The 22083-nt window shown below is 69.0% G+C and carries 27 protein-coding genes; 12 read left to right on the top strand and 15 right to left on the bottom strand.

All coding sequences use genetic code 11. From position 1 onward, the window contains the following. Positions 1-100: 100 nt before the first annotated feature. Positions 101-1405, bottom strand: coding sequence for an aspartate--tRNA(Asn) ligase (gene aspS / locus OS889_RS04600; protein ID WP_372387707.1), 1305 nt, complete (start codon positions 1403-1405; stop codon positions 101-103). A gap of 214 nt (positions 1406-1619) precedes the next feature. On the opposite strand from aspS, the gene OS889_RS04595 reads away from it, so the two are divergent. Next, on the top strand, positions 1620-1982 hold the full coding sequence (locus OS889_RS04595; protein ID WP_372387706.1) for a winged helix-turn-helix domain-containing protein: 363 nt from the start codon (positions 1620-1622) through the stop codon (positions 1980-1982). Beyond that, positions 1975-2313 carry a hypothetical protein gene (locus OS889_RS04590; protein WP_372387704.1) on the top strand — a complete coding sequence of 113 codons (339 nt, stop codon included), beginning with the start codon at positions 1975-1977 and terminating at the stop codon, positions 2311-2313. The genes OS889_RS04595 and OS889_RS04590 overlap by 8 nt, the downstream gene beginning before the upstream one ends. Positions 2314-2399: 86 nt before the next feature. Here OS889_RS04590 and OS889_RS04585 read toward each other — a convergent pair whose 3' ends face one another. From OS889_RS04585 to OS889_RS04560, 6 genes are all read right to left on the bottom strand, one after another. Then, a complete protein-coding gene (locus tag OS889_RS04585) occupies positions 2400-3122 on the bottom strand; it encodes a phosphoglycerol geranylgeranyltransferase (protein WP_372387702.1) in 723 nt (240 codons plus the stop codon). Positions 3123-3197: 75 nt separating this feature from the next. Continuing rightward, positions 3198-3851, bottom strand: coding sequence for a winged helix-turn-helix transcriptional regulator (locus OS889_RS04580; protein WP_372387701.1), 654 nt, complete (start codon positions 3849-3851; stop codon positions 3198-3200). A gap of 68 nt (positions 3852-3919) precedes the next feature. Then, the gene (locus tag OS889_RS04575) at positions 3920-4996 is read right to left on the bottom strand and encodes a glutamate--cysteine ligase (protein WP_372387699.1); all 1077 of its coding nucleotides are present in this window, start codon (positions 4994-4996) and stop codon (positions 3920-3922) included. Between the two features lie 109 nt (positions 4997-5105). Next, the gene (locus OS889_RS04570; RefSeq protein ID WP_372387697.1) at positions 5106-5744 is read right to left on the bottom strand and encodes a fibrillarin-like rRNA/tRNA 2'-O-methyltransferase; all 639 of its coding nucleotides are present in this window, start codon (positions 5742-5744) and stop codon (positions 5106-5108) included. Further along, a complete protein-coding gene (locus tag OS889_RS04565) occupies positions 5737-6591 on the bottom strand; it encodes an NOP5/NOP56 family protein (protein WP_372387695.1) in 855 nt (284 codons plus the stop codon). The genes OS889_RS04570 and OS889_RS04565 overlap by 8 nt, the downstream gene beginning before the upstream one ends. Positions 6592-6650: 59 nt before the next feature. After that, positions 6651-7841 (bottom strand): ATP-binding protein, encoded by a 1191-nt coding sequence (locus OS889_RS04560; RefSeq protein WP_372387693.1) that lies wholly within the window; start codon positions 7839-7841, stop codon positions 6651-6653. 154 nt (positions 7842-7995) lie between these two features. On the opposite strand from OS889_RS04560, the gene OS889_RS04555 reads away from it, so the two are divergent. From OS889_RS04555 to OS889_RS04525, 7 genes are all read left to right on the top strand, one after another. Further along, entirely contained in the window at positions 7996-8127 is a 132-nt protein-coding gene (locus tag OS889_RS04555) for a hypothetical protein (protein WP_372387691.1), read from the top strand. Between the two features lies 1 nt (position 8128). Further along, a complete protein-coding gene (locus tag OS889_RS04550) occupies positions 8129-8620 on the top strand; it encodes a DUF8009 family protein (protein ID WP_372387689.1) in 492 nt (163 codons plus the stop codon). 157 nt (positions 8621-8777) lie between these two features. Continuing rightward, positions 8778-9431, top strand: coding sequence for a DUF6517 family protein (locus OS889_RS04545; RefSeq protein ID WP_372387687.1), 654 nt, complete (start codon positions 8778-8780; stop codon positions 9429-9431). 89 nt (positions 9432-9520) lie between these two features. Next, a complete protein-coding gene (locus OS889_RS04540) occupies positions 9521-9682 on the top strand; it encodes a hypothetical protein (protein ID WP_372387685.1) in 162 nt (53 codons plus the stop codon). Beyond that, entirely contained in the window at positions 9679-10677 is a 999-nt protein-coding gene (gene corA, locus OS889_RS04535) for a magnesium/cobalt transporter CorA (protein WP_372387684.1), read from the top strand. Before OS889_RS04540 ends, corA begins: the two co-directional genes overlap by 4 nt. A gap of 221 nt (positions 10678-10898) precedes the next feature. After that, positions 10899-11933, top strand: a complete 1035-nt coding sequence (locus OS889_RS04530; protein WP_372387682.1) for a transcription initiation factor IIB — start codon at positions 10899-10901, stop codon at positions 11931-11933. A gap of 67 nt (positions 11934-12000) precedes the next feature. Continuing rightward, positions 12001-12180, top strand: coding sequence for a DUF7836 family putative zinc-binding protein (locus OS889_RS04525; RefSeq protein ID WP_372387680.1), 180 nt, complete (start codon positions 12001-12003; stop codon positions 12178-12180). A 4-nt stretch (positions 12181-12184) separates the two neighbouring features. On the opposite strand, the gene OS889_RS04520 is transcribed toward OS889_RS04525, so the two are convergent. Then, positions 12185-12592, bottom strand: a complete 408-nt coding sequence (locus OS889_RS04520) for a translation initiation factor IF-2 subunit beta (protein ID WP_372387679.1) — start codon at positions 12590-12592, stop codon at positions 12185-12187. A gap of 204 nt (positions 12593-12796) precedes the next feature. Between OS889_RS04520 and OS889_RS04515 the strand changes: the two genes are divergently transcribed. Next, positions 12797-13033 (top strand): UPF0058 family protein, encoded by a 237-nt coding sequence (locus OS889_RS04515; RefSeq protein ID WP_372387677.1) that lies wholly within the window; start codon positions 12797-12799, stop codon positions 13031-13033. A 105-nt stretch (positions 13034-13138) separates the two neighbouring features. Here the strand turns inward: OS889_RS04515 and OS889_RS04510 are convergent, their stop codons facing one another. The 5 genes from OS889_RS04510 to malQ form a co-directional block, all read right to left on the bottom strand. Further along, the gene (locus OS889_RS04510; protein ID WP_372387675.1) at positions 13139-13516 is read right to left on the bottom strand and encodes a truncated hemoglobin; all 378 of its coding nucleotides are present in this window, start codon (positions 13514-13516) and stop codon (positions 13139-13141) included. A gap of 117 nt (positions 13517-13633) precedes the next feature. Then, positions 13634-14092, bottom strand: a complete 459-nt coding sequence (locus tag OS889_RS04505; protein ID WP_372387673.1) for a DUF555 domain-containing protein — start codon at positions 14090-14092, stop codon at positions 13634-13636. 44 nt (positions 14093-14136) lie between these two features. Beyond that, the gene (locus OS889_RS04500) at positions 14137-15069 is read right to left on the bottom strand and encodes a DNA-3-methyladenine glycosylase family protein (protein ID WP_372387671.1); all 933 of its coding nucleotides are present in this window, start codon (positions 15067-15069) and stop codon (positions 14137-14139) included. A 68-nt stretch (positions 15070-15137) separates the two neighbouring features. Next, the gene (locus tag OS889_RS04495) at positions 15138-16094 is read right to left on the bottom strand and encodes a mechanosensitive ion channel family protein (RefSeq protein ID WP_372387670.1); all 957 of its coding nucleotides are present in this window, start codon (positions 16092-16094) and stop codon (positions 15138-15140) included. 179 nt (positions 16095-16273) lie between these two features. After that, a complete protein-coding gene (malQ, locus tag OS889_RS04490) occupies positions 16274-17773 on the bottom strand; it encodes a 4-alpha-glucanotransferase (RefSeq protein WP_372387668.1) in 1500 nt (499 codons plus the stop codon). A gap of 114 nt (positions 17774-17887) precedes the next feature. Here malQ and OS889_RS04485 point away from each other — a divergent pair, with 114 nt between their 5' ends. Then, on the top strand, positions 17888-18763 hold the full coding sequence (locus OS889_RS04485; RefSeq protein WP_372387667.1) for an SDR family oxidoreductase: 876 nt from the start codon (positions 17888-17890) through the stop codon (positions 18761-18763). Positions 18764-18804: 41 nt separating this feature from the next. Here OS889_RS04485 and OS889_RS04480 read toward each other — a convergent pair whose 3' ends face one another. Then, positions 18805-20055: an ArsA family ATPase gene (locus OS889_RS04480; RefSeq protein ID WP_504923072.1), complete on the bottom strand. Its 1251-nt coding sequence runs from the start codon at positions 20053-20055 to the stop codon at positions 18805-18807. A gap of 276 nt (positions 20056-20331) precedes the next feature. Beyond that, positions 20332-21453, bottom strand: a complete 1122-nt coding sequence (locus tag OS889_RS04475; RefSeq protein ID WP_372387666.1) for a pyridoxal phosphate-dependent aminotransferase — start codon at positions 21451-21453, stop codon at positions 20332-20334. A gap of 113 nt (positions 21454-21566) precedes the next feature. Between OS889_RS04475 and OS889_RS04470 the strand changes: the two genes are divergently transcribed. Beyond that, entirely contained in the window at positions 21567-22082 is a 516-nt protein-coding gene (locus tag OS889_RS04470; RefSeq protein ID WP_372387664.1) for a CinA family protein, read from the top strand. Position 22083: the final 1 nt, after the last annotated feature.

Raw genomic sequence — 22083 nt, 5'->3', positions numbered from 1 at the left:
AACTCCCGCACTCGTAGTTGCGCCGTCGCCTACGGCGACAGGCGCTGCCGGTCTGACGAGACTCGCATTCGCTCGTCTCGTTGGTTCGCCAAGTCTTCGCCTACGGGCTCAGACGTTGGCGATCGCGCGGGAACAGCACCGCTTCCCGGATGTTGTCCAGGCCGAGCATCGTCATCACGAGGCGCTCGCCGCCGAGGCCCCAGCCGGCGTGCGGCGGCATCCCGTACTTGAACATCTTGGTGTAGTACTCGAACTGGTCGGGGTCGAGGCCCTGCTGCTCGAAGCCCGCGACGAGGTGGTCGTAGCGGTGCTCACGCTGGCCGCCGGAGACAAGCTCCATCCGCGGGTGCATCATGTCGAAGCCCGTCGAGAGCTGCTCGTCGTCGTCGTGGTCCTTGATGTAGAACGGCTTGATCTCGCTGGGCCAGTCGGTGATGAAGTAGTGGGAGCCCACGTCGTCGCCGAGCGCGCGCTCGCCCTCGGTGGGGAGGTCGTCGCCCCACACGAGCTGTTCGTCGAGTTCGCCCGTGGCGTTGATGCGCTCGATGGCCTCCTCGTAGGTGAGCCGCGGGAACTCACCCTCGGGGACCTCGAACTCCTCGCCGAGGCCGAGGGTTTCGAGCTGCGACTGGCAGTTCTCGGCGACGCCCTCGTAGGCGCTCTTGACGACGTGCTCGCAGGCGTCCATCGCCTCGGTGTGGTCGACGAAGGCGGACTCGAAGTCGATCGAGGTCGCCTCGTTGAGGTGTCGCGGCGTGTTGTGCTCTTCGGCGCGGAATATCGGGCCGATCTCGAAGACGCGTTCGAGGCCGGAGCCGACCATCAGCTGCTTGAACAGCTGCGGCGACTGATTCATAAACGCCTCCTCGCCGAAGTAGGTGATCGGGAAGAGCTCGGTGCCGCCCTCGGTCCCGGTGGCGACGATCTTCGGCGTGTTGATCTCCGTGCAGCCGAGGTCGCGGAAGGCGTCGCGGACGGACCGAAGGATCTCCGAGCGGATCTCGAAGATCGCCTTTACCTCTTCTTTCCGGAGGTCGAGCGTCCGGTTGTCGAGCCGCGTCGAGAGCTCGGCGTCGACCTTCCCGGAGGGGTCCAGCGGGAGCTCGGTGTCGGACTCGGCGAGCACCTCGATCGACTCCGGAACGACCTCGACGTCGGTCGGCGCGCGCGGCTCTTCCTTCACCGATCCGGTGACGGTGATGACGCTCTCGCGCGCCACGCCGAGACCGGTCTCGACGAGCTCGTCGTCCATCGAGTCCTCTTCGAGCTTGATCTGGATCTTGCCCGACTTGTCGCGGAGGATGAGGAAGGCGATGCCGCCGAGGTCGCGGACCTCGTGGACCCAGCCGGCGACGGTGACCGTCTCGCCCGGCTCGGCGTCGGCCGTGTACGTTCTGCCGTTCATACACCGTCCTTCCGGCCGGCCGGTCTTAAAAACGGGCGATTCGATCCCACCTTTTTGCTGACTCGGGTGCGCCGAAGGCACACCGCTCGTTGCAAAAAGCTGGACCAAAAAGAATCGCCGACTCGCGGCCGAAGGCCGCTCGTCGGCACGGATACCGAGTAATGATCGGCCAGCCCAACGAATTAATACATTCAATACAAATAGTACAGTAGAGATGCCAATCAGTGCCGAGCAGTTCGAATCGATAACGGAGTCGGATGATGGCCCGACGCCGGGGACGAACGCATACGAGATACTCTCGTTCCTCGAAGCTCACGCTGAGGAAGCGTTCACCCAAAGCGAGATCGCAGAAGCGACCGGGATCAACAAAGGATCAGTCGGACCGACGCTCACTCGGCTGCGCGACACTGGCCGGGTTGATCACAAAGGGGTGTACTGGCGGGTGAGCGATCACGTCCGGAGTCTGGACGCTGCAGCCGCTCACACAGACGACGTCGCCGCGAGCTACGAAGACGAGCCGATGGCGTACGACGAGTGGCAGGAACACGCAGTCGATCCCCGTAAGGAACGTGAGTGAGCCCTACCAGAAGGGCGATGTATTTTGGGCACCCGACCCGTTTAGAAGGGGTTCAAATCCCCGGCTCTGGTTGGTCCTCGCCGCCCAGAATCTGCCCTATCCGGGTGAAGAGTACATCTGCGCAGCGCTCACGACGAGCGATCTGCCGGCGAACTACGAAGTGGGTGACGACTGGGAGGCAGGGCGTGACCCCGATAAGACGTCGTACTGCTCCCCGTGGGTTATCGGAACCATCAAACACCGAGCTGTGGCGAATCCCCAAGGAAAGATCTCAAAAGCGTTCACAGACCGGATGGCCGAACAGTGCCGAATCTTTCTCACAGACGGATGAGTTTGGCAGTGTGAGATCGGTCAGTACGCAGGCAGGATCAGACGGCTGATTCAGCCGAACGCGACTGGCCGAGTGGAAAGGATGCGCTACTCGACGACGGCCTCGGCGTGGGCGTCCTTCACACCTTCGACGGTCTCGCGGACGGCGTCGACGCCCTCGTCGTGGAGGAGATCGCCGACGACGATGGTGTCGGCGTGCTTGCCCATCTCGTAGGCGCTGTCGTAGTCGCCGATGCCGCCGCCGTAGAACAGCGTCGACTCCTCCAGGGCGTCGCGGGCGGCGGCGACCTTCTCGGGGTCGCCGAAGGTCCCCGAGTACTCGATGTAGACGATCTCCTGGCCGAACATCTTCTCGGCGACGGCCGCGAAGGAGGCGACGTCCTCGGCGCTCTGGTCGGTGTCGGCCTCGGTGAGTTCCGCCACCGACGCCTCGGGGTTGAGGACGATGTAGGCTTCGGTCGTGGTGCGGTCCCAGTCGAGCGGGCCGTCGATCCGGACCCACTCCTTGTGCGCGCCGGTGACCCAAAAGGAGGAGTCGGCGTTGAACACGGTGGGCACGAGGTAGCCGTCGAGGTCCTCGGACTCGATGACGACGCCTGGGTTCGAGGGCTCCTGGTAGAGCGGCACGTCGTAGCGCGCGCAGGCGTCGACGACGTTCTGCATCTTCTGGGTCGTGATGTCGAGGGTGCCCCCGATCTCGATGGCGTCGGTGCCCGTCCGGCAGACGTCCTCGAACGTCTCTCCGTCGACGAGGTCTTTGTCCGGGTCCACTTTCAGCACGTGGTCCCACTCGGTCCAAGGCCCGGTCATTAGCGACACGTCGCCGGGAAGCGTTAAAAATGACGCGAAACGGCCGGTGATCGACGTCGAGCGCCGGTCTGGGGACTACGCCTCGTCGGCATCGCCGGCGTCATCCGTGTCGTCGGCGCCGTCGGCGTCGGTCTCCGAATGGTCGGGCTCGTCGTCGCTCTCACCCACGGTGATGCTGACCGGGCCGGTCCCGCCGTCCTCGTCGGACCCGCCGAGCCGTCGGTCCAGATTGAACACCGTGTTCAGCTCCGATTGAACCTGTTCGGCGACGCTGCGGACCAGGTCGCTCGGCGCGATCGCGGTGTACTCGTAGGGGTTGTTGCCGGCGCCCGCGCTCTCGCGCTTGCGCCGCGATACCGTGCTCTCGTCGTGGAGCTCCGCCAGCGCCTCGCGGACGGTGCTCGGATACAGCCCCGTCCCGTCGGCGACCTCCTCGCTCGTGGAGTGGGGGTTCTTCCGGAGGTACACGTAGATCCGGGCGCGGGTCTCCGTGTCGAGCAGCCACGCCAAGAGGTCGACGATCCCCTCGTCGAACTCGGAGACGGCGCGGTCGGCCTCCGCCTCCAGTCGCTCGCGCGCGCTCTGGGACTCGCCGTCCGCGTCCGCCTCTGCGGCGCCGCCGACGTCGCCGACCTCGACGTCGACGGTTCCCTCCTCGGGCTCGGCGTCCGAATCGCCCGCTCCGCGCTCGGTGCTGTCGTCGCCGTCGTGTGGATCGTCGGAGGACATCGTGTTCTACTCGTGAGGTCAGATCTCGTGAGGCAAAAGCCTTTCTCGCGGCGTCTTCGCGCCCGCTCTCAATCGAGACAGAGCGACTCACAGAGCGCGTCGAACCCCCGCTCGTCGACGAGGTGTCGCTGCCGGGCGGCGTCGCTCTCGGCGTCGAACCGGCGGCGGAGCGCGTCGGTCGCGAGGCGGTCGGTCTCGGCCGCGACGAACTCCGCGAGGGTCACGGTGTCTTCGGCGTCCCGCGTGATGAACTCGGCGTCGTAGCCGTAGCGCATCGCGTGCCACTTGTTGGCATCGAGGATCTCCCGGCGGACGTCGGTCCCGGACTCGCCGTCCTCGTAGCGCGCGGCGAGGTCCGTCACGAGCGCGTGGACGTACTCGACGAAGTCGGCCGTCGCGGCGGGGTCGGTCTGGGCGTCCGGCGTCCGGACCTCGACGGTCCCGTGGCCGGTGTGCGGGCGGACGTCGTACCAGAGTTCGCCCCGGTCCTCGATCGAGCCGAGTTCGACCATCCGCCGCTCGAAGTCGAGGTACGCCTCGAAGTCCGAAAAGCGGGTCGGTATCCCCGTGTTGGGGAGCGCCTCGAAGATCTTCGCGCGGGCGGAGGCCAGGCCGGTGTCGTACCCGCACCAGAAGGGAGAGTTGACCGACAGCGCGAGCACCGGCGGGAGGTACCACCGGAGCTCGTTCGCGATCCAGGTCGCCTTTTCGGGGTCGTCGACGCCGACGTGGACGTGGAGTCCCGAGGTGATGTTCCGGTGTTGGGGGTACCGGATCCGGTTCAGTTGGGATTGGTACCGCGGCTTCGTGGCGTGGTCTTCCTCGTACCACTCCGCCGTCGGGTGGAGCCCCGCGGCGGCGATGCGGTAGCCGTGCGCGTCCGCGTGGTCGACGAGCGCCTCGCGGACCTCGCGGATCACGGCGCCCGCGGCGCCGACGTCCTCGATCAGCGGCGTCTGGGTCTCGATCGTGAACTGGAACAGCTCGTGGTCGATGCGGTCTTCGAGGACGCCCGTCGGCGGGTGGTCGTAGACGAGATCAGAGATGCCCGAGACCGGGCGGCCGCGCTCGTCGACGATGTAGAACTCCTCTTCGACGCCGAGCGTGCCCATCCGGTCGAAGGCGTCAGCCGACCCTAGGTCCATCGGGCCGTCGTTTGGCGCCGCCGACTAAATATGTCGCGGGCTCCGGCGAAGGCTTCGCCAAACGGCGGCGTCGCGGGCGGCCGCCCGGCCGACGCCTCGCCCCGCCGCGTCACTTCGGCTCGGCGACGACCGCGAGGTGGTCGTCGTGGAAGCGGTCCAGCCGCTCGGTCTCCAGGATTCGGTACCCCTCCCTGAGCTCGTCGAGGACGTCGCCGAAGACCTCCGAGGGGTCCACCAGGACGTCCTCGCTCCGCGCCTTGATCGCCGCGAGCAGCCGCCCGTCGGGCGCGAGGAACTGTCGATTCCGGACGGCGACGGTCGACTGCCCGCGGGTGGCGACGTCCTGGATCAGGCAGTCGAGGTCGGACTCGACGACGTGGGCGTACGTCTCGGGCTCGCGGGCGTCCTTCAGGAGGGGAAAGAGATTGTCCCGGTCCTCCGCGACGCCGACCAGGTCGCGCGCCGGGCGCGGCGCGAACTCGACGGCGTAGGTCGGGCCCGCGAAGTCGGCGACGTGGGAGACGGTCGTCCCCGACGCCGCGCCGAGGTAGAGCACGCGCTCGCCGCCGTCGAGGCCGAGGTCCATCCCGAGTTCGAGCATCGCGCCGAGCTTCGAGCGGCCGGGGTCCCACGCGCGCCAGCCCTCGTCCGTCTGCGGCTCGCCGTAGACCGGGGCGCCGCGCGTCGCGAGCCGCTCGCGGCCGTCGATCGACAGCCGACGGACGCCGTCGGGGAGCGCGTCACTCATCGCCGCCCTCCCGCGCGCGGATCGTCGCCATCCGGTCTTCGAGGTCGTCGTGGACCGACTGCTTGTACTCGCCCGAGTAGTGGTCGATCCGCGCCGCGAGCGCGAGCTTGCCCGCGAAGGCGCGCGCGGCCGACCCGCGGTGTTCGGGGTGCGTCCCGCGGACGTGCTCGTGGGTGAAGATGACGCCGTGCTTCGGCGAGGAGCCCCGGCCGCGGAGGTGCGCGAACAGCGCGTCCTCGGCGCCGAGCACCTGCACCGTCCCCGCGGGCTTCTTCGCCAGCGGCTCCAGGCCGCCCGCGAGCGAGATCAGCCGCGCCGCCAGGACGGGGCCGGCCATCGCCGCGAGGTTCGGCGCCGCCTCCGGCGCGTGGGACTCGACGAACGACCGGAGCTCGGCGCGCTCGGCGTCGAGGTCGACGACGTGCTCGGCCAGTGAGACGATCCGCTCCTCGGCGGGCGTCTCGGGCGACCACGCGGCGACCTCGCGCGCGCCGTCGATCCCGGCGGGGACGTCGCGGTCGACGGAGCCGGCCCACTCGGCGAGCCGCTCTGCGAGCTCGTTCGCGGTCCGCTCGACGTCGTCCATCGCGCGGACGGCGTGTTTCAGCTGCTGGTCGTCGGCGCGCTCGCGCTCGGCGACGGCCTCGCGGGTCGCCCGGAGGGTCGCCGCCCGGAGCGCGTCGTAGTACGCGTCTTCGTCGTCCGCGAACCCCGCCGCCACGGCCTCGCTCGGCCACGCGCGGGGGCGGTCGGCCGATCCCTCCCGGACGGCCGCCGCGGCCGCGTCGACGTTGCCGGGGTCGACGTCGGCGAACCACCCGGCCCGTGCGGGACGCTCGTCGGTCATACGCTCCTGTTGCGTGCGGCCTCGTATATGTATTCGCGAAGCCGGTCGGCGCGGACTGCTCACGCCGCCGGCAGTTCGACGGCGAAGACCGCCCCCGACTCGCTGTCTTCGAGCGCGACGGACCCGCCGTAGGCCTCGACGAGCGTCCGCACGAGGTAGAGCCCGATCCCGGTCCCGCCGCTGGCGAGCCCCTTGGCCCCCTGCCCGAAGATCGTCGATCGGAGGTGCTCGGGGACGCCCGGGCCGTTGTCGGCGACCCTGACCGTGACCGTCTCGCCGTCGGCGACCGCGGAGACGACGACCTCGGGGGACGCCGCGTCGTTGTGCTGGATGGCGTTCTTCAGGAGGTTCCGGAAGACGGACGGCAGCATCCCGTCGGCGAGGACCCGGACCTGCGGGAGGCTCCCGTCGACGGTGATCGACGCCGGCCCGAACGTCGTCTCGACGTCGGCGATCTGGGCTTCGAGCGTCTCGGCCAGCGGCACCGACGTCCGCTCGCGCCGCCGTTCGAGCATCACCTCCGCGAGGTCGGCCGCGGTGTGGGTGAGTTCGGTGGCCGACTGCGCGCTCGTGAGGATCCGCCGCAGGTGATCCGCGCCGTCGGCGTCGACGTGGGGTTCGAGGAGGTCGCCGTACCCCGAGATGACCTGGAGGGTGTTGCGGATGTCGTGGCGGACGACCTTGTTCAGGAGGTCCAGCCCGTCGCGCTGGGCTTCGAGTTCCGTGCGGGCCTCGATCCCGACGATCGCGGTCGCGATGGTCTCTCCGAGTTCGGTCAGCAGCGCGCTCTCGGCGTCGTCGAAGGCGTCCGGCCGCCGCGAGTAGAGGCTCAACACGCCGTAGGCGACCCAGTCGGTGACGAGCGGGATCGCGATGCTCGACTCGAAGCCGTGGGCGAGGGCCCGATCGCGCCACGGCTCGGCGTCGGGGTCCGTTCGGAGGCGACGACGCACCTGCGTGGTCGCGGTTTTGAGGGCGGTGGCGCTCGGCTCGGTCGCGGTCGGCGCGTCGTGGACCTGGATCGCGAGCCCGTCGAGGTAGGAGGCGTCCTCGCCCGCGCTCGCCGTCGGGACGATCCTGTCGGTCGCGTCGTCGTGAACGCCGATCCACGCGAGCGCGTACGGCTCGTCGCCGACGAAGGCGCGACAGCTCGCCGACTCCAGATCTGCGCGCGTATCCGCGGCGACGAGCGCCCTGTGGACCCGATGGACCACCGCATCGACGTGGGCACCCGCCGGTTCGTCACCCACACTCATGGTAGACGTTGGTCCGGTGCAACAATGAAGATATCGACGGTTCTCGCCCGAGAAACGGCAGATATCGGAGAAATTCGGATTCCATACGAACGACGCTGAATCGATACCACGATAAGAGTTAACATACCCGAACGCATACCGCCGTGTGATGAGTAGTCGACGCTCCTTCGTCTGTCGGGACTGCGGCTGCCGCGTCACTCCCGGCTCGTTCCGCGCGCGGTGCCCCGAGTGCGACGGCGAACTGGGGACGACCGACGCGGCCCACTGGGATACGCGGTGAAATGGGCACGGAGGACGACGAGACGCCGGCGAGCGACCGCGTCGAGGCGGATCCGACCTCGTCGGACCCGCGCCGGATCCGCTCGCTGGCGGTGACCGGGGACGACGTCGTCGACGCGCTGGAGGCGAACGCGCGGGGGCGAGACCGGCTCGTCCTCCGGGTGACGCCGCCCTTCTCCGGCCGGATGCGGGCGCGGCTCCACGACGCCGGCGTCGTCGAGGCGGACGGCGACGCGGGCGAGGGAAACGGCGGTCTGGAGCCGATTCACCTCCCCCCGGAGCGGTTCGTCGCCGACGCGCCCCCGTATCCGACGGTCGACGATACCGAAGACGAACTGCGGGCGTCGTCGACGGCGTACTCCCGCGAGGAGCACCGGCGGCGCCACCAGCGCGCCGTCGAGGCGTGGCGCGAGCGGGTCCGCGAGCGCCTGGTCGCGGACGTCGAAATCGAGACCGAAGCGGGCGCACAGTCCGTCTCGATCTCGTATCTGTGAGACGATCGAACATTGCTCCAGAGGGCGGCTGAGTTCTGTCGCGACCGCGGGGCGGACGCGACGGAGCGGTGAGAGACGGGAAGCCACGCTCCGAGAGGGCGAAGTGTCAATACAACAGCCCGCGGATTTAACACCGTTTAGTCGGGAACAGGAGTCGATGGCACCGAACCGTCGCGCGTTGGTCGCCGTCGCGCTCGCAGTGCTGCTCGCGACGAGCGGCTGCATCGGCTTTCTCACGGGGGATGAGGCGCTTTCGTTCACGGCAGAGCCCGCGGCCGTCGCCGATTCGGCGGCCCAGGAGGCGGGCTATGAGTCCAACGGCACCCGGTCGATCGAGGTGAACCGCACCTTCGAGGTCGCCGGCCAAGAGCGTCGGGTCGTGGCCACTAACCAACTCACCGGGTACACGAAGAGTATGGAACTCGGGCCGCTAGGCGAGACCGAAGTCGGAATCTTCACCGTGGTCTCGACGCCCGCGGTCGAGGTCGCCGGTCAGACGCTCAACCCGATCGCACAGTTCTCGAATCAGCGGCTGATTCAGTTCGTCCAACAGCAGTACGAGGGGCTGAGCGACGTCCAGCAGGAGAGCTCGCAGAACATCACCGTCCAGGGGACCGAGACGACGGTGACGAAGTTCTCGGGGACCACGACGCTCCAGGGGCAGGAAGTCGACGTCTACGTCCACGTGACGAAGTACCGCGACGGCGACGACTTCATCCTCGCGCTGGGCGTCTACCCGCAGCGGCTGAGCGGCGAGGAGGAGAACGTCCTCTCGATGATGCGGGCGATCGAGCACCCGGTCGAGGACTGACCGCCGGCGGTCGCCGGATCGGGAACGGCCGCCCGGACGCGGGGGCCCGGGCGAACAACGCTTTTGTGCGCACTCCGTGAGTGTGGGCTATGCGACGAACGCGGGCGTTCGGAATCGCGCTCACCGCTCTCGCCGTCGTCGGGTACGCGGTCGGGGTCGCCGCGCCCTATCCGGGGCGGTCGACCACGCTGATCGGCGTGATGGTCGGCGTGACGCTCTATGCGATCGGCTACGAGGAGGGGACGGCGTGATCTCGGCGATCGTCTACGACGTCGGACGCGTCGAACACTACACGATCGAGAGCGAGGCCGACCTCCGGGAGGCCAGGGAGGCGGCGGGGACGACCTGGATCCGGGTGAGCGCGCCGTCGCTGGAAGAACAGCAGCGAGTCGCCGAGGCGTTCGGGCTGCATCCGCTCTCGATGGAGGACGTCCGCGACGACGTCCGGCCGAAGACCGAGGAGTTCGACGGCCACACCTTCGTCCTCGTGAAGACGGCCGCGCTCGAACGCGGCGAGACGACCTTCGAAGAGGAGATCCGTACCCAGCCGATCGGGCTGTTCCTGGGCGAGGACTGGCTCGTGACCGTGACCGCCGAAGACCGGCAGGTCGCGGTCGTCTCGGACGTCTGGCAGTCCGTCGAAAATCAGGAGGGTCGGACCCTGAAACAGGGGCCGGACTTCGCGGCCTACCGCGTGATCGACCGCACGGTCACGGAGTACTTCGCGCTCTTGGACACCGTCGGCGAGACCATCGAGGAGCTCGAAGAGGCGATCCTCTCGAACCCCGAGGAGGCGCTCATCGAGGACCTCAACGCCGTCCGCCGGGATCTGCTCTCGTTCCGGAAGGTGGTCTGGCCGATGCGGGAGGCGGTGGGGACCCTCGCCAGGGGCGACGCCGACGGCGTGCGCGAGGAGACCGAGAAGTACTACCGCGACGTCTACGACCACCTCGTCGAGATCGTCGACCTCACCGAGACCTACCGGGACCTCACGCGCGGCACGCGGGACATCTACCTCAACGTCCTCTCCCAGTCGACGAACGAGGTGATGAAGCGCCTGACCGTCGTCGCGACCATCTTCATCCCGCTCACGTTCGTCGTCGGCGTCTACGGGATGAACTTCGGCGACCACGCGACGAACCTCCCCGAGCTGACCTGGCCGTTCGCCTACCCGGCGGTCGTGGTCGGGATGGCGCTCGTCACCGGCATCCTGCTCGTCCACTTCCGGCGGGAGGGGTGGATCTGACCGGCGCGGGCACGGAACGTATATATACCCTAGCGACGCGCCGGGTCCGCGTCCGCAAATCCGCGAATACGCTGGAATTCGGGCGCAAAGATCGTGTAAAACCGCGTTTCGTGCCTAAGAAAGGTTTAAGTACTTCAGGTACTTACACATAGTAAGGTCAGTTCGGGCCGGGTCGTTTTTTGATCTGCTTTCCCCGGCCGCGGACGAGCCCCCTCCCCAGTATGAGTGACACACGCACCACAGAACACGTAGAGGACCGCAACGCGCCGGAGACGGAGCGAACGCGGACGGACGAACAGGAACACGAACACCGACACGAACACGAGGCCGAACAGGCGAGCGAGGAAGAGCGCGTCTGCCCCGAGTGTAGCGGCACGCTCATCACGGACAGCGCCCGCGGCGAGACGGTCTGTGCGGACTGCGGACTGGTCGTCGACGAGGACTCGATCGACCGCGGCCCCGAGTGGCGCGCCTTCGACAGCGCCGAGCGGGACCGCAAGTCCCGCGTGGGCGCGCCGACGACGAACCTGATGCACGACAAGGGCCTGTCGACCAACATCGGCTGGCAGAACAAAGACGCCTACGGCAACTCCCTGTCGGCGCGCCAGCGCGAGCAGATGCAGCGGCTGCGCACCTGGAACGAGCGGTTCCGCACTCGCGACTCGAAAGAGCGCAACCTCAAGCAGGCGCTCGGCGAGATCGACCGGATGGCCTCGGCCCTGGGCCTCCCCGAGAACGTCCGGGAGACGGCATCGGTCATCTACCGCCGCGCGCTCAGCGAGGACCTGCTGCCCGGCCGCTCCATCGAGGGCGTCGCGACCGCGGCCCTCTATGCGGCCGCGCGCCAGGCGGGAACGCCGCGCTCGCTCGACGAGATCAAGCGCGTCTCCCGCGTGGACAAGATGGAGCTGACCCGGACGTACCGCTACATCGTCCGCGAGCTCAAGCTGGAGGTAGAGCCCGCCGACCCCGAGCAGTACGTCCCGCGGTTCGCCTCGGACCTCGACCTCTCGGACGAGGCCGAGCGGACGGCCCGCGAACTGCTCAAGAAGGCAAAGCGCGCGGCCATCCACTCCGGGAAGTCGCCGGTCGGCCTCGCGGCGGCCGCGGTCTACGCCGCGGCCCTGCTGACGAACGAGAAGGTGACCCAGAGCCAGGTCAGCGAGGTCGCCGACGTCTCCGAGGTGACGATCCGGAACCGCTACAAGGAGCTCCTGGAAGTCGAAGAGCCAGACGACGCCGGCGCGGTCGCGTAGGCGGGGAGGCGGGCCGCGAGGCGGCCGACTGCCAACATTTATTGACGTACCGGGATTCGACTCGGCTATGGTCGAAGCGTTTGTGCGGCTGTTGTGTCCCGAGTGCAGCAAAGACTGGGAGGCCCAACCGACGGCGCTCCCCGGTCACCGCGAGAACTTCACGTGTTCGGCCTGCGGGGCGACCCGCCGGCTCGCGGAGTTTATGCGGACCGAACACGACCTCGAAACCGTAAAACAGTTCGAGTAACCGATCAGAGGTCGGGAACCGACGAGAGCGCGCCGCAGGCGTCGCATTTCAGCACGGTCGTCCCCTGTTCTTCGACGAGTCGCGTGTCCGGAGAGGCGCATTCGCTGCAGGTGACGAAATCCTCGACGTAGGCGTCGAGCGCGTCCGCGACGCGCCGCTGTTTGAAGTCGCCGGTGAAGCGGGCGCGGTCGCGGTCGTCGATCTGCGCGCTCGTTCCGAGTTCGGACTGCATAAACCGGACCAGGTGATCGGGGTCGCGCGCGAGGCGATCGTGTGTCGCCTCGAAGTTCTCCCAGACCGTGACGTTCCCTTCGGGGCGGACGTCCGGGTCGGGGACCTCGAACCGCTCGCCGCCTTCGGCGATCTCGGGAGCCTGTTCGAGCGCTCGGTCGAGTTGGTCCTCGTAGTCCATACGGCGGGGTAGGAGACGCGTGGTGTAAAGCGTTCATATACCGCGCGCCCGAGACGACCCCGTCGACGGAACGGCGGTGTATCCCTCATCATTGAACACAGCAAATCGGGCGAATACGGGCGTTTCGGGCGGATATCCGACAGGTGTGTGTTAACGAGACTCAGGATAATAATATATCCTTCCAGTCGCAAGTCAGGGTTGCTCATGAAGAAGCAGGAGCTCATCCACCTTCACGGCCTGCTTGCGGAGGTACACACACAGGTCGAGGCGTGGGAAGACGAGGAAGTACCGCTCGAAGCGTATAACGAACTCGGCGTCCGACCCACCTCGATCCACAAGTCGAAGACCGACCACAAAGCCGCCGTCTTCAAACTGGTCAAAGGAATCACCTCCTCGATGGAGGAAGTCGAGCAGGACCGCGTCCCAGCGGCCGCCGACTGATCACGACGACTTCGCCGTTCCTCAGGACCCCACGCCCGCTAGCGACGGCGTCGCCGCCTCCTCGCTTCTATCCTCCCTCCTTCCGATTCGGACCGCGACCCCGAGTTACGTCTCTTCGTCCGGGCGCGCGAGCAGCTCCTCCTCGTAGTCGGCGACGGCCCCGATCACGAGCTGGGCGTCGTCCTCCGGGACGTCGAAGGCGTCGAGGCTGTCGGCGAGGTGCTCTACGGCCCGCTGGATGTGCGCCTCGGTGAACGGAACGTGGAGGTGCGCCTCCCGGACGGGGGCCGCGTCGTAGGTCTCCGGGCCGCCGGCGGCCTCACACAGGAAGTCGGTCTGGGTCCGCCGGAGCATTTCGAGGTCGGCGTCCGCGAAGAACGGACCGATCTCCTCGTCGTCGAGCAGTCGGTCGTAGAAGTCGTCGACGACGGCGCGGATCCCCTCGCGGCCGCCGAGCCGCTCGTACAGCGTCGATTGTGCCATACGTACGGGTATCTCGTCGATTCATACGAGAGTGTCGGTTGGAGCCGCCGATCGAGAACGGAACCGAAAGTCCAAGAGGCCGAGAAGTGATCAAGGGCCCAGTCCGTGAGGGACGACTCACCCGTCTTCGACCAGGTCGTCGAACTCGGGGATGAGATCGTCGTCTTCGTCTCCGTCGTCGCCCGTGGCGTCGTCGCCGTCGTCCGCTCCGTCGCCGTGGTCGTCTTCCTCGTCGTCCGCGTCCTCGACGGTCTCGACGGAGAGCACCTTGAGCGGGACGTTTTCGAGGCGCTGGCCGATCTCCTTGCGGGCGATCCGGGAGGCGTGTTCCTGCTGCTCGACGTTGAACACCGTCATCTCCAGTTCGAGGGCGACGAGGGCCTCGTCGGCGGCGATGAACGCGGGCGGGAGTTCCTCGCCGTCGGGCGAGGTCCGCGACCCCATCGAGATCTCGACGTAGCTCAGGTCGGGGTTGAGCATCTCGCCCGTCTTCGAGATGGCGATACGGATCGCCTCGTCGGGCGTCGTCACGTCGTACACCGGGATGGCGGCCTCAACGACGACTCTGCAGTCCATACGTGTACGTAGCGGCGCCGACGGCATCAAAGGTTCGCCCGGGTCTACGCGCCGCGCGCCCGCAGGTAGTAGAAGAGGTACGTCTGCGCATAGCCGGCGTACTCGCCGCCGAGCCGCTCGCGGAGCGCCCGCGACGTCTCCGCGTAGCTCCCGCGGTCGCAGTCGGGGTAGTGCTCGGCGATCGCGCTCCGGATCCAGGTGTCCAGCGGGACCGCCTCCAGGTAGCCCAGCGAGAAGAGGAGGACGCAGTCGGCGACCTTGTCGCCGACGCCGACGAACCGCGTCAGCGACTCGCGGGCCTCCTCGTACGGCAGGCCGACCGCCTCGCGGGGGTGGGCCTCGCCGTCGGCGACCATCCGGGCGGTCTGCTGGACGTAGGGCGCGCGGTAGCCGAGCTTGAGGTCGCGGAGCTCCGATTCGGTCCGGGCGGCCAGCTGCTCGGGGCGGGGGAACGCCGCGAACGACTCGCCGTCGGCCTCGTGGCGCGTGCCGAACGCCTCGGCGAGCGCCGTCTGCATCCCGTGGATGCGCGAGACGCGCATCTGCGCCGAGCAGATGAACGAGATCAGGCAGGGAAACGGCGGGTCGCGGACGAGCCGCATCCCCCGATAGGCGTCGTAGGCGGACTCGATGAGGTCGTCGTCGGGCGTCGCGTCGTAGATCGCGTCGAGGTCGTCGTCCAAGCGGAGGAGGTGCGTCAGGAGCGGGACGGGATCGGTCGTCGCCTCCCACTCCAGGGCGCCGTCGCGCTGGCGGACGCGGACGACGACGTCCTCGTCGCTGACGCCCTCGATCGGCGGCACGACCGTCTCGTACCACGCGTCGCCGCCGTGGACGTCCATCGACTCGTACATCCGCCCGTCCGCGCGGTCCCAGAGGTACGACTGGCCGCTCTCCAGGGTCGCCTGGAGGTCGAAGGGGCCCGGAATCGACGACAGCGGGATCGCGCCGGACTCGAACGTCGGCGAAGCGGTCATCGACAGAGGGTAGGGACCGGCGGGTATCGGGGTTTCGATGCGCGGCCGGTCGCCCGGGGCTCTGCGGCCTACCGGTTCCGCCCGATCGGGAACTTCACGCGCTCGGGCTCGTCGTTGAAGCGATCGAGAATCCGCTCGTAGAGCGCGTTGCGGTTGCGGGTCGCCTGCCGCGACCGCGAGAGGAAGCGGAGCCGGAGTTCGACCCACGACTCGGTCTGGACGACGTTGACGGAGGGGCCCTCGCGCACGTCCAGGTCGACGGCGGTGCGATCGAGGCGGTTCCGGTAGGCCTTGATGCCGCGGCGCATCTCCTCGCCCAAGAGCGCGTCCGCCTCCTCGACCATCACCTCGCGGGCGAACGCGAGATCGGTCTCGTAGGCCACCTGGATCGTCACCTCGGTCCAGACGAACTCGAAGAGCGTCGTGTCGTTGACGACCTGCGCCGACAGCACCTGCGCGTTGGGGACGGTCACGACCCGGCCGGAGGGCTGGCCCGACGTCACCAGCCGGCCGCCGACCTCCCACAGCGTCGTCGTGAGGAAGCCCACCTCGATGACGTCGCCGCGGGTGTCGGCGATCTCGACCCGGTCGCCCACCGCGTAGGGGCGCTTCACCAGGATGTAGAACCACCCGATGAGCGAGAGCAGCGGCTGCTGGAGCGCGAAGGTGACGGCGAAGCCGACGACGCCAAGCGAGAAGAGGACGCCGAGCCACTGCTCTGTGAGCGCGCCGGCGACGCCGACGGCTGCGACCGCGCCGAAGGCGAGACGGAGGACGTTGCGGGCGTCGTGACTCCGGCGCTTGTTCGCCACGCGGGCGACGAGCACCGACTCGACGACGAGGTAGGCGCCGGCCGTGGCCGAGAGCACGGCGGCGGCGTTCAGCCCGCGGACGACGAGCGGCTGGACGGCGATGTCGCCGAGCGCAGCGTCGGCGAGCAGCCCGATCGAGGGGACGAGCGCGGACGCGACCGCGAGCACCGCGGCGGCGACGAGCGAGAGGTAACCGACGGAGCGACGTACCACGTTCGCCACACGTCGGCTCGACACAAAAAACGGCGGGCTCGGGCCGTGCGTTTATGTACGAGAGCGGGACCACGGCGCGTATGCGCTGAGAGCTGTCCCGCGTCGGCCCGCGGTTGCTCGGCACGACCGGCGCGGAAGTAGAGCGGGAGCGGGAGTGCCGACTGTTCGCCTTTCGCGAGTCAGTTCCGGATGTGCTCGTCGGTCACGCGGGCGAGCCGCGCGGCCAGGTCCTCGTCGAACGCCGCGTCGGTGGCGCGCCACGCCCAGTTCCCGTCGGTCGTCCCCGGCTCGTTGAACCGCGCGTGGGAGTCGAGGCCGAGGACGTCCTGCATCGTCGTGAACGCCAGCACCGAGTCCGAGCGCCAGACCGCCTCGATCATCGACCAGGTGAGCTCCGCGCCGGCGCCGATGTTGTACTCCAGGCAGCTGCGCTGCTCGTCCGACAGCGATTCGTAGTAGCCAACGAGGGTGTCGGTGTCGTGGGTCGAGGTGTAGGCGACGCTGTTCTCGGGGTAGTGCATCGGCTGGTACATATCGCCCTCGCGGCACCAGTCGGCGTAGTGCGGCACCCGCATCGACGGGAAGCCGAACCGGTCCCGGAGGTCGACGAGCCCCTGGTCCAGGAAGCCGAGGTCCTCGACGACGAACGGGAGGTCGCCGAGCCGTCGCTGGAGGGTCTCGAAGAGGTCGTGACCGGGCGCGTCGCGCCACTCGCCCGCCGCGGGCGAGTCCGCCTCGGCGGGGATCGCCCAGAACTCGTCGAACCCCTTGAAGTGGTCGATGCGGGTGACGTCGGCGAGGTCGAAGAGCCGCTCCAGCCGCCGGACCCACCAGCCGTAGTCGTTCGCGCGGAGCGTCTCCCAGTCGTAGACCGGGTTCCCCCACCGCTGACCGTCGTCGCCCGGATTCGGCGGAACGCCCGCGACGGCCGCGGGACGGCCGTCCGCGTCGAGGTCGAAGACCTCGGGGTTCGCCCAGACGTCGGCGCTGTCGAGGGCGACGTAGATCGGGAGGTCGCCGACGAGGTCGACGCCGCGGTCGTGGGCGTACGAGCGGACGGCCCGCCACTGTCGGTCGAAGACGAACTGGACGTACTCCCGGTAGGCGATCTCGTCGGCGAGGTCCTCGCGTGCGGCCGCGAGCGCCTCGGAGTCGCGGGCCCGGATCGGCTCCGGCCACGACGTCCACGCGCCGTCGTGGCGCGTTCGGAGCGCCATAAACAGCGCGTAGTCGGCGAGCCACGCGGACTCGCGTTCGCGGAAGCGCGCGAAGGCGTCGCGTTCGTCCTCGTCTACGCCCGGCCCGTCGCCGGCGTGGAAGCGCTCCGCCGCGGTCCGGAGGCGGTCGGTCTTGTACTCGCGGACGCGGTCGTAGTCGACCTCGTGGGCCGAGAACTCGGGGACCGGCTCCAGGTCAGACTCGTCGAGGTGTCCGGCCGCGACGAGTCGGTCGAGGCTCACAAGGAGCGGATTCCCCGCGAACGCCGAGTACGCCTGGTACGGCGAGTCGCCGTGGACCGACGCCGTCGGCCCCAGCGGGCAGAACTGCCAGTAGGACTGCTCGGCGGCCGCGAGCCAGTCGAGGAACCGCCGGGCGCCCTCGCCCAGGTCGCCGATCCCGTGCGGGCCGGGCAGCGCGGTGACGTGGAGGAAGACGCCGGCGCGTCGATCGAACTGCATACTCGGACCAACTCTGGCAGGCAGTTAAGGGTGTGGCCGGGCGGCGACGGAGCGGTGCCGCGCCGACGGCGCGAGGACCGCACAGTTAACACCGCGTGGGTCGTTGCTCCGGCCGTGCATCCGAAGACGGTCCTCATCACTGGCTGTTCGTCCGGGATCGGTCGCGCGACCGCGCTCGCCTTCCTCGAAGAGGACTGGCAGGTCTACGCGACCGCCCGCAACCCTGCGGACGTCGAGACCCTCGGCGAGAAGGGGTGTCAGATCGCGACGCTCGACGTGACGGACCAGACCGACGTCGACCGCGTCGTCGACCGGATCATCGAGGAGGAGGGCCACATCTCCTGTCTCGTCAACAACGCCGGCTTCGGGCAGATGGGGCCGCTGGAGGACGTGCCCACAGAGCGCGTCCACCGCCAGTTCGACGTGAACGTCTACGGCCCCCACCGGCTGATCCGCGCGGTGCTCCCGCATATGCGCGAGCAGGAGGAGGGGACCATCGTGAACGTCTCCAGCGCCGCGGGCCGGCTCTCGTTCCCCGGGGGCGGCGTGTACGCGGGCTCGAAGTTCGCCCTGGAGGCGATGAGCGACGCGCTCCGCAACGAGGTCGACGAGTACGGCATCGACGTCGCGGTGATCGAACCCGGACCGGTCGAGACCAATTTCAGCGACCGCGCCGAGCGCGAAGTGCTGGGCGAGGACGCGAGCGATGACGACGGGAGCGACGACGCCGATACCGACATCTCCGGACTGGACCGCTCCGGCGCCTACGAGTCCTTCTACGAGCTCTTCAGCGACACGCAGCTGATCGGCGGGGGCGGGCTCGGCGCGATCACGCCCGAGCGCGTCGCCGAGGACATCGTCGACGCCGCCTCCTCGACGAAGCCGCGGGCGCGCTACCAGCCCGGAACGGCCGCGCGGCTCACCGTCCTGGCGCGGTTCCTGCCCGACGCGTGGCTCGACGCCGGATACCGGTACCTGCGGAAGCTCTGACGGACCGGCGGCCTGATTCGCAGTCCGCTGTTCGCGACTCGCTACTCCAGGCAGGACGCCACGACCCGAAGCGCCTGTTCGCCGCGGACCTCCTCGGCCAGCAGCGGCACGCGCTTTACGTCCCGGCCGCGGAAGAGGTCGGTTGCGCGCTGGATCGCGTCCTGCTGGACCTGCCAGCGCCGCTGGCAGAAGTCACAGTGCTCCAGGTCGGGCGCGACGATCCAGCGGTCGTCGACGGCGGCGTCGGTCACGTCCGCGAGGTCCTGCATCACGCGGTTGACCACGAGCGTCTGGACCGGGATGCCGTAGCCGTCGAGGCGCTCGACGAGGCGCTCGGTCTCGACGACGCTCATCTCCTCGGGGATCATCACGACCCGGAAGTCGGTCTTCGTGGGATCCCGAAGCACCGTCCGCAGGCGCTCGATCCGCTCGCGGAGTTCGTCGAGATCGATCTCGGGCGCAGCGTCGTCCGAGCCCATCCCGAACATCCCCTTCACGCCCTCCATCATCCCGGAGAACTGCTGGCGGACCTTCGCGATCTTCCCGAGCATCGAGTCCATCATCTCGGGGAGCTCCAGAAGCCGGAGCGTGTGGCCCGTCGGCGCGGTGTCGACGACGACGCGGTCGAACCGAGGGTCGTCCAGGTACTCAAGCAGCTGCTGCATCGCCGCGGCCTCGTCGGCGCCGGGCATCGAGCCCGGGCCCATCGCGCCGCCGAGGAACTCTTCCATCCCGCCGAGGTCGCCGAAGGGCGATTCGGCGCCCGCACCCGCGCCGGCGCCTGCCCCGGTGAAGGGGTTGCCCTCAACGTCGGCGTTCTGGTCGAAGCCGCTCCCGGTCGCGTCGCCGGCGCCGCCCGGGCCGCTCGCCGCGTCGCCCGCCGCGGACTCGCCGCCGAACGGCCCCGCGACGACCGAGTCGGGGTCGATCTCGGCCGCGTACAGCGGGACCTCCTCGCGGATGCGCGTCGGGTCGGCGGGCACGTCGACGTCGAGGGTGTCCGAAAGCGAGTGCGCGGGGTCGGTCGAGACGACGAGCGTCGCGACGCCGGAGGCGGCCGAGGCCAGCGCCGTCGCGGCGGCCATCGTCGTCTTGCCGACGCCGCCCTTCCCGCCGTAGAGGACGTAGTCCGGAGCGTCGATCTCGTCCGGCAGGTCCGTCGCGTCGTCGGTCTCGACGCGGTCGACCGGCTCGACGTCGACGGTGTGATCGTGGTCTGCCTCGGGTGCGTCGCTGTCGTCATCGCCGGCGTCGTCGGCCTCGTCGACGGCGTCGACGTCGATGCTCGACATACGCGGCACGACGGGGTGGGGACTTGTGTACTTCTCGGTCGCGAGACAGAGCCATCGCGCGTCGGGGTGGTCGGGGGCACCTTCACCGCGTGTGGGTCTGGAGACAACACGTGCGCCCCCGACCGTGGTCAGGATCCGGCGGCGGACGTGGTCAGCGTCCGCGGACCGGGTGGGTACGGTATCGGTACCCGCTTCGAAGATGCGCGCTGATCCGCATAAACTCCCCGCCCGTCGAAGGGGCCGTGTTGGGTGCCGAGGGGCGCGGCGTCGAACCGGCTACCGACCGGCGAAGTACTCGGCGAGGCGGTCTGCGGCCTCGGCGGCGCGGTCGGTGCAGAGCGAAAAGCGGATCCAGTCGTCGTAGGCGTCGCCGAAGGCCTCGCCGGGCATCCCCGCGACGCCGGCCTCGTCGATCAGGCGCTCGACGTTGTCCATCGTCCCGGGGAAGCCATCGAACCGGGCGAGGACGTAGAAGGCGCCCTCGGGCGTGGTGTACTCCGCGCCCGCGGCGTCGAGCGCGGTCGTGAAGGCATCGATGCGCTCGCGGAGCGTGTCGCGAACGGACTCGTAGTACGACGGCGGCGTCTCGTCGAGGGCCTGGGCGACGGCGGCCTGGGCGGGGCGGCTGCCGGTGACGTTCACGAGCATGTGTCGGGTCCGCGCCGCCTCGACGAGATCCTCGGGGAAGACCGCGTAGCCGACCCGAAAGCCCGTGATCGCCATCGACTTCGAGAACGAGGAGGTGACGACGACGTGGTCCCGATCGAGGGTGAGCGCGCTCTCGAACCGGCCCGAGAAGTCGAAGTGGTCGTACACCTCGTCGACGATCAGGAGCGCGTCCACCTCGGCCGCGACGTCGGCGATCTCGGCGACGGCGTCGATGTCGTAGACCGCTCCCGTGGGGTTGTTCGGCGTGTTGAGGACGATCGCCGCCGTGTCCGCCGAGGCGGCCGCGCGCATCCCCGCGACGTCGACGTGGCCGTCGTCGTGGACGGGGACGCGGGTCGCCTCGCCGCCGAGCATCGTCGCCTTCCCGGGGTAGTACGGGTAGACGGGGTCCGTGAGCAGGAACTCCGCGCCGGCGTCCCGTTCCATCGCTTCCGCCATCGCGAGGTAGTTGGCCTCCCCGGCGCCGTTGGTGACGACGAGTCGCGAGGCGTCGACGTTCCGGCGGGCGGCGATCTCCTCGCGGAGGACGCGCAGGCCCTCGCTCGCCTGGTACTGAAAGTCCCGCGGCTCGCCGTCGGCGTAGGTCTTCAGCCCCTCGCGGAGCGCCGTCGGCGGCTCCCAGTCGGGGTTCCCGGACACCATATCGACGACGTCGCGGTCGGCGTCGACGGCGTACTGGATGACGCGGTAGAAGAGCGGCTCGTCGTACGCGTCGTCCGTGTCGGTCATTCGTCTTCGGTGAGGGAAGCGGCGTAGGTGTGTGTTTCGCTCTCGTCGGCGGACGCGACCGCGGGCCCGACGCGGACGCCGCACCTTTACCCGTCGGCGTCGTTGCCGCGGATATGCGCGAGTTCGCTTCCGACCCGCCGATCGAGCGCCGCGTCGACGACGCCCTGCGCGACGCCGGGACGACCGTCGCCGTCGCCGAGTCCTGCACCGGCGGCCTGATCGGCTCGCTCCTGACCGACGTGCCCGGCTCCTCGGACTACTTCGACCGGTCGCTCGTGACCTACTCCTACGAGGCGAAGCTGACGTCTCTGGGGGTCGCGCGGGAGTCCCTGGACGACCACGGCGCGGTCTCGGCGCCCGTCGCGCGCGAGATGGCCGCCGGCGTCCGCGACGTCGCCGGGACGGACTGGGGCCTCGCCACGACGGGCATCGCGGGCCCCGACGGCGGAACCCCGGAGAAACCGGTCGGCACGGTGTTCGTCGGCCTCGCCTACCGGGGCGAGTGGGGGACCGGCGACTCCTACACCCGCGTCGAGCGCCACGAGTTCGACGGCTCCCGGACGCAGGTCAAAGAACAGATCGCCAGGCGCGCGCTGTCGACGCTCCGCGAGGCGGTCGCAGAGTCGTGAC

Source organism: Halobellus sp. MBLA0158 (assembly GCF_041477585.1).
In the GTDB taxonomy this organism is placed as follows: domain Archaea; phylum Halobacteriota; class Halobacteria; order Halobacteriales; family Haloferacaceae; genus Haloquadratum; species Haloquadratum rubicundus.
This window is presented reverse-complemented; position numbering and strand designations above follow the sequence as displayed.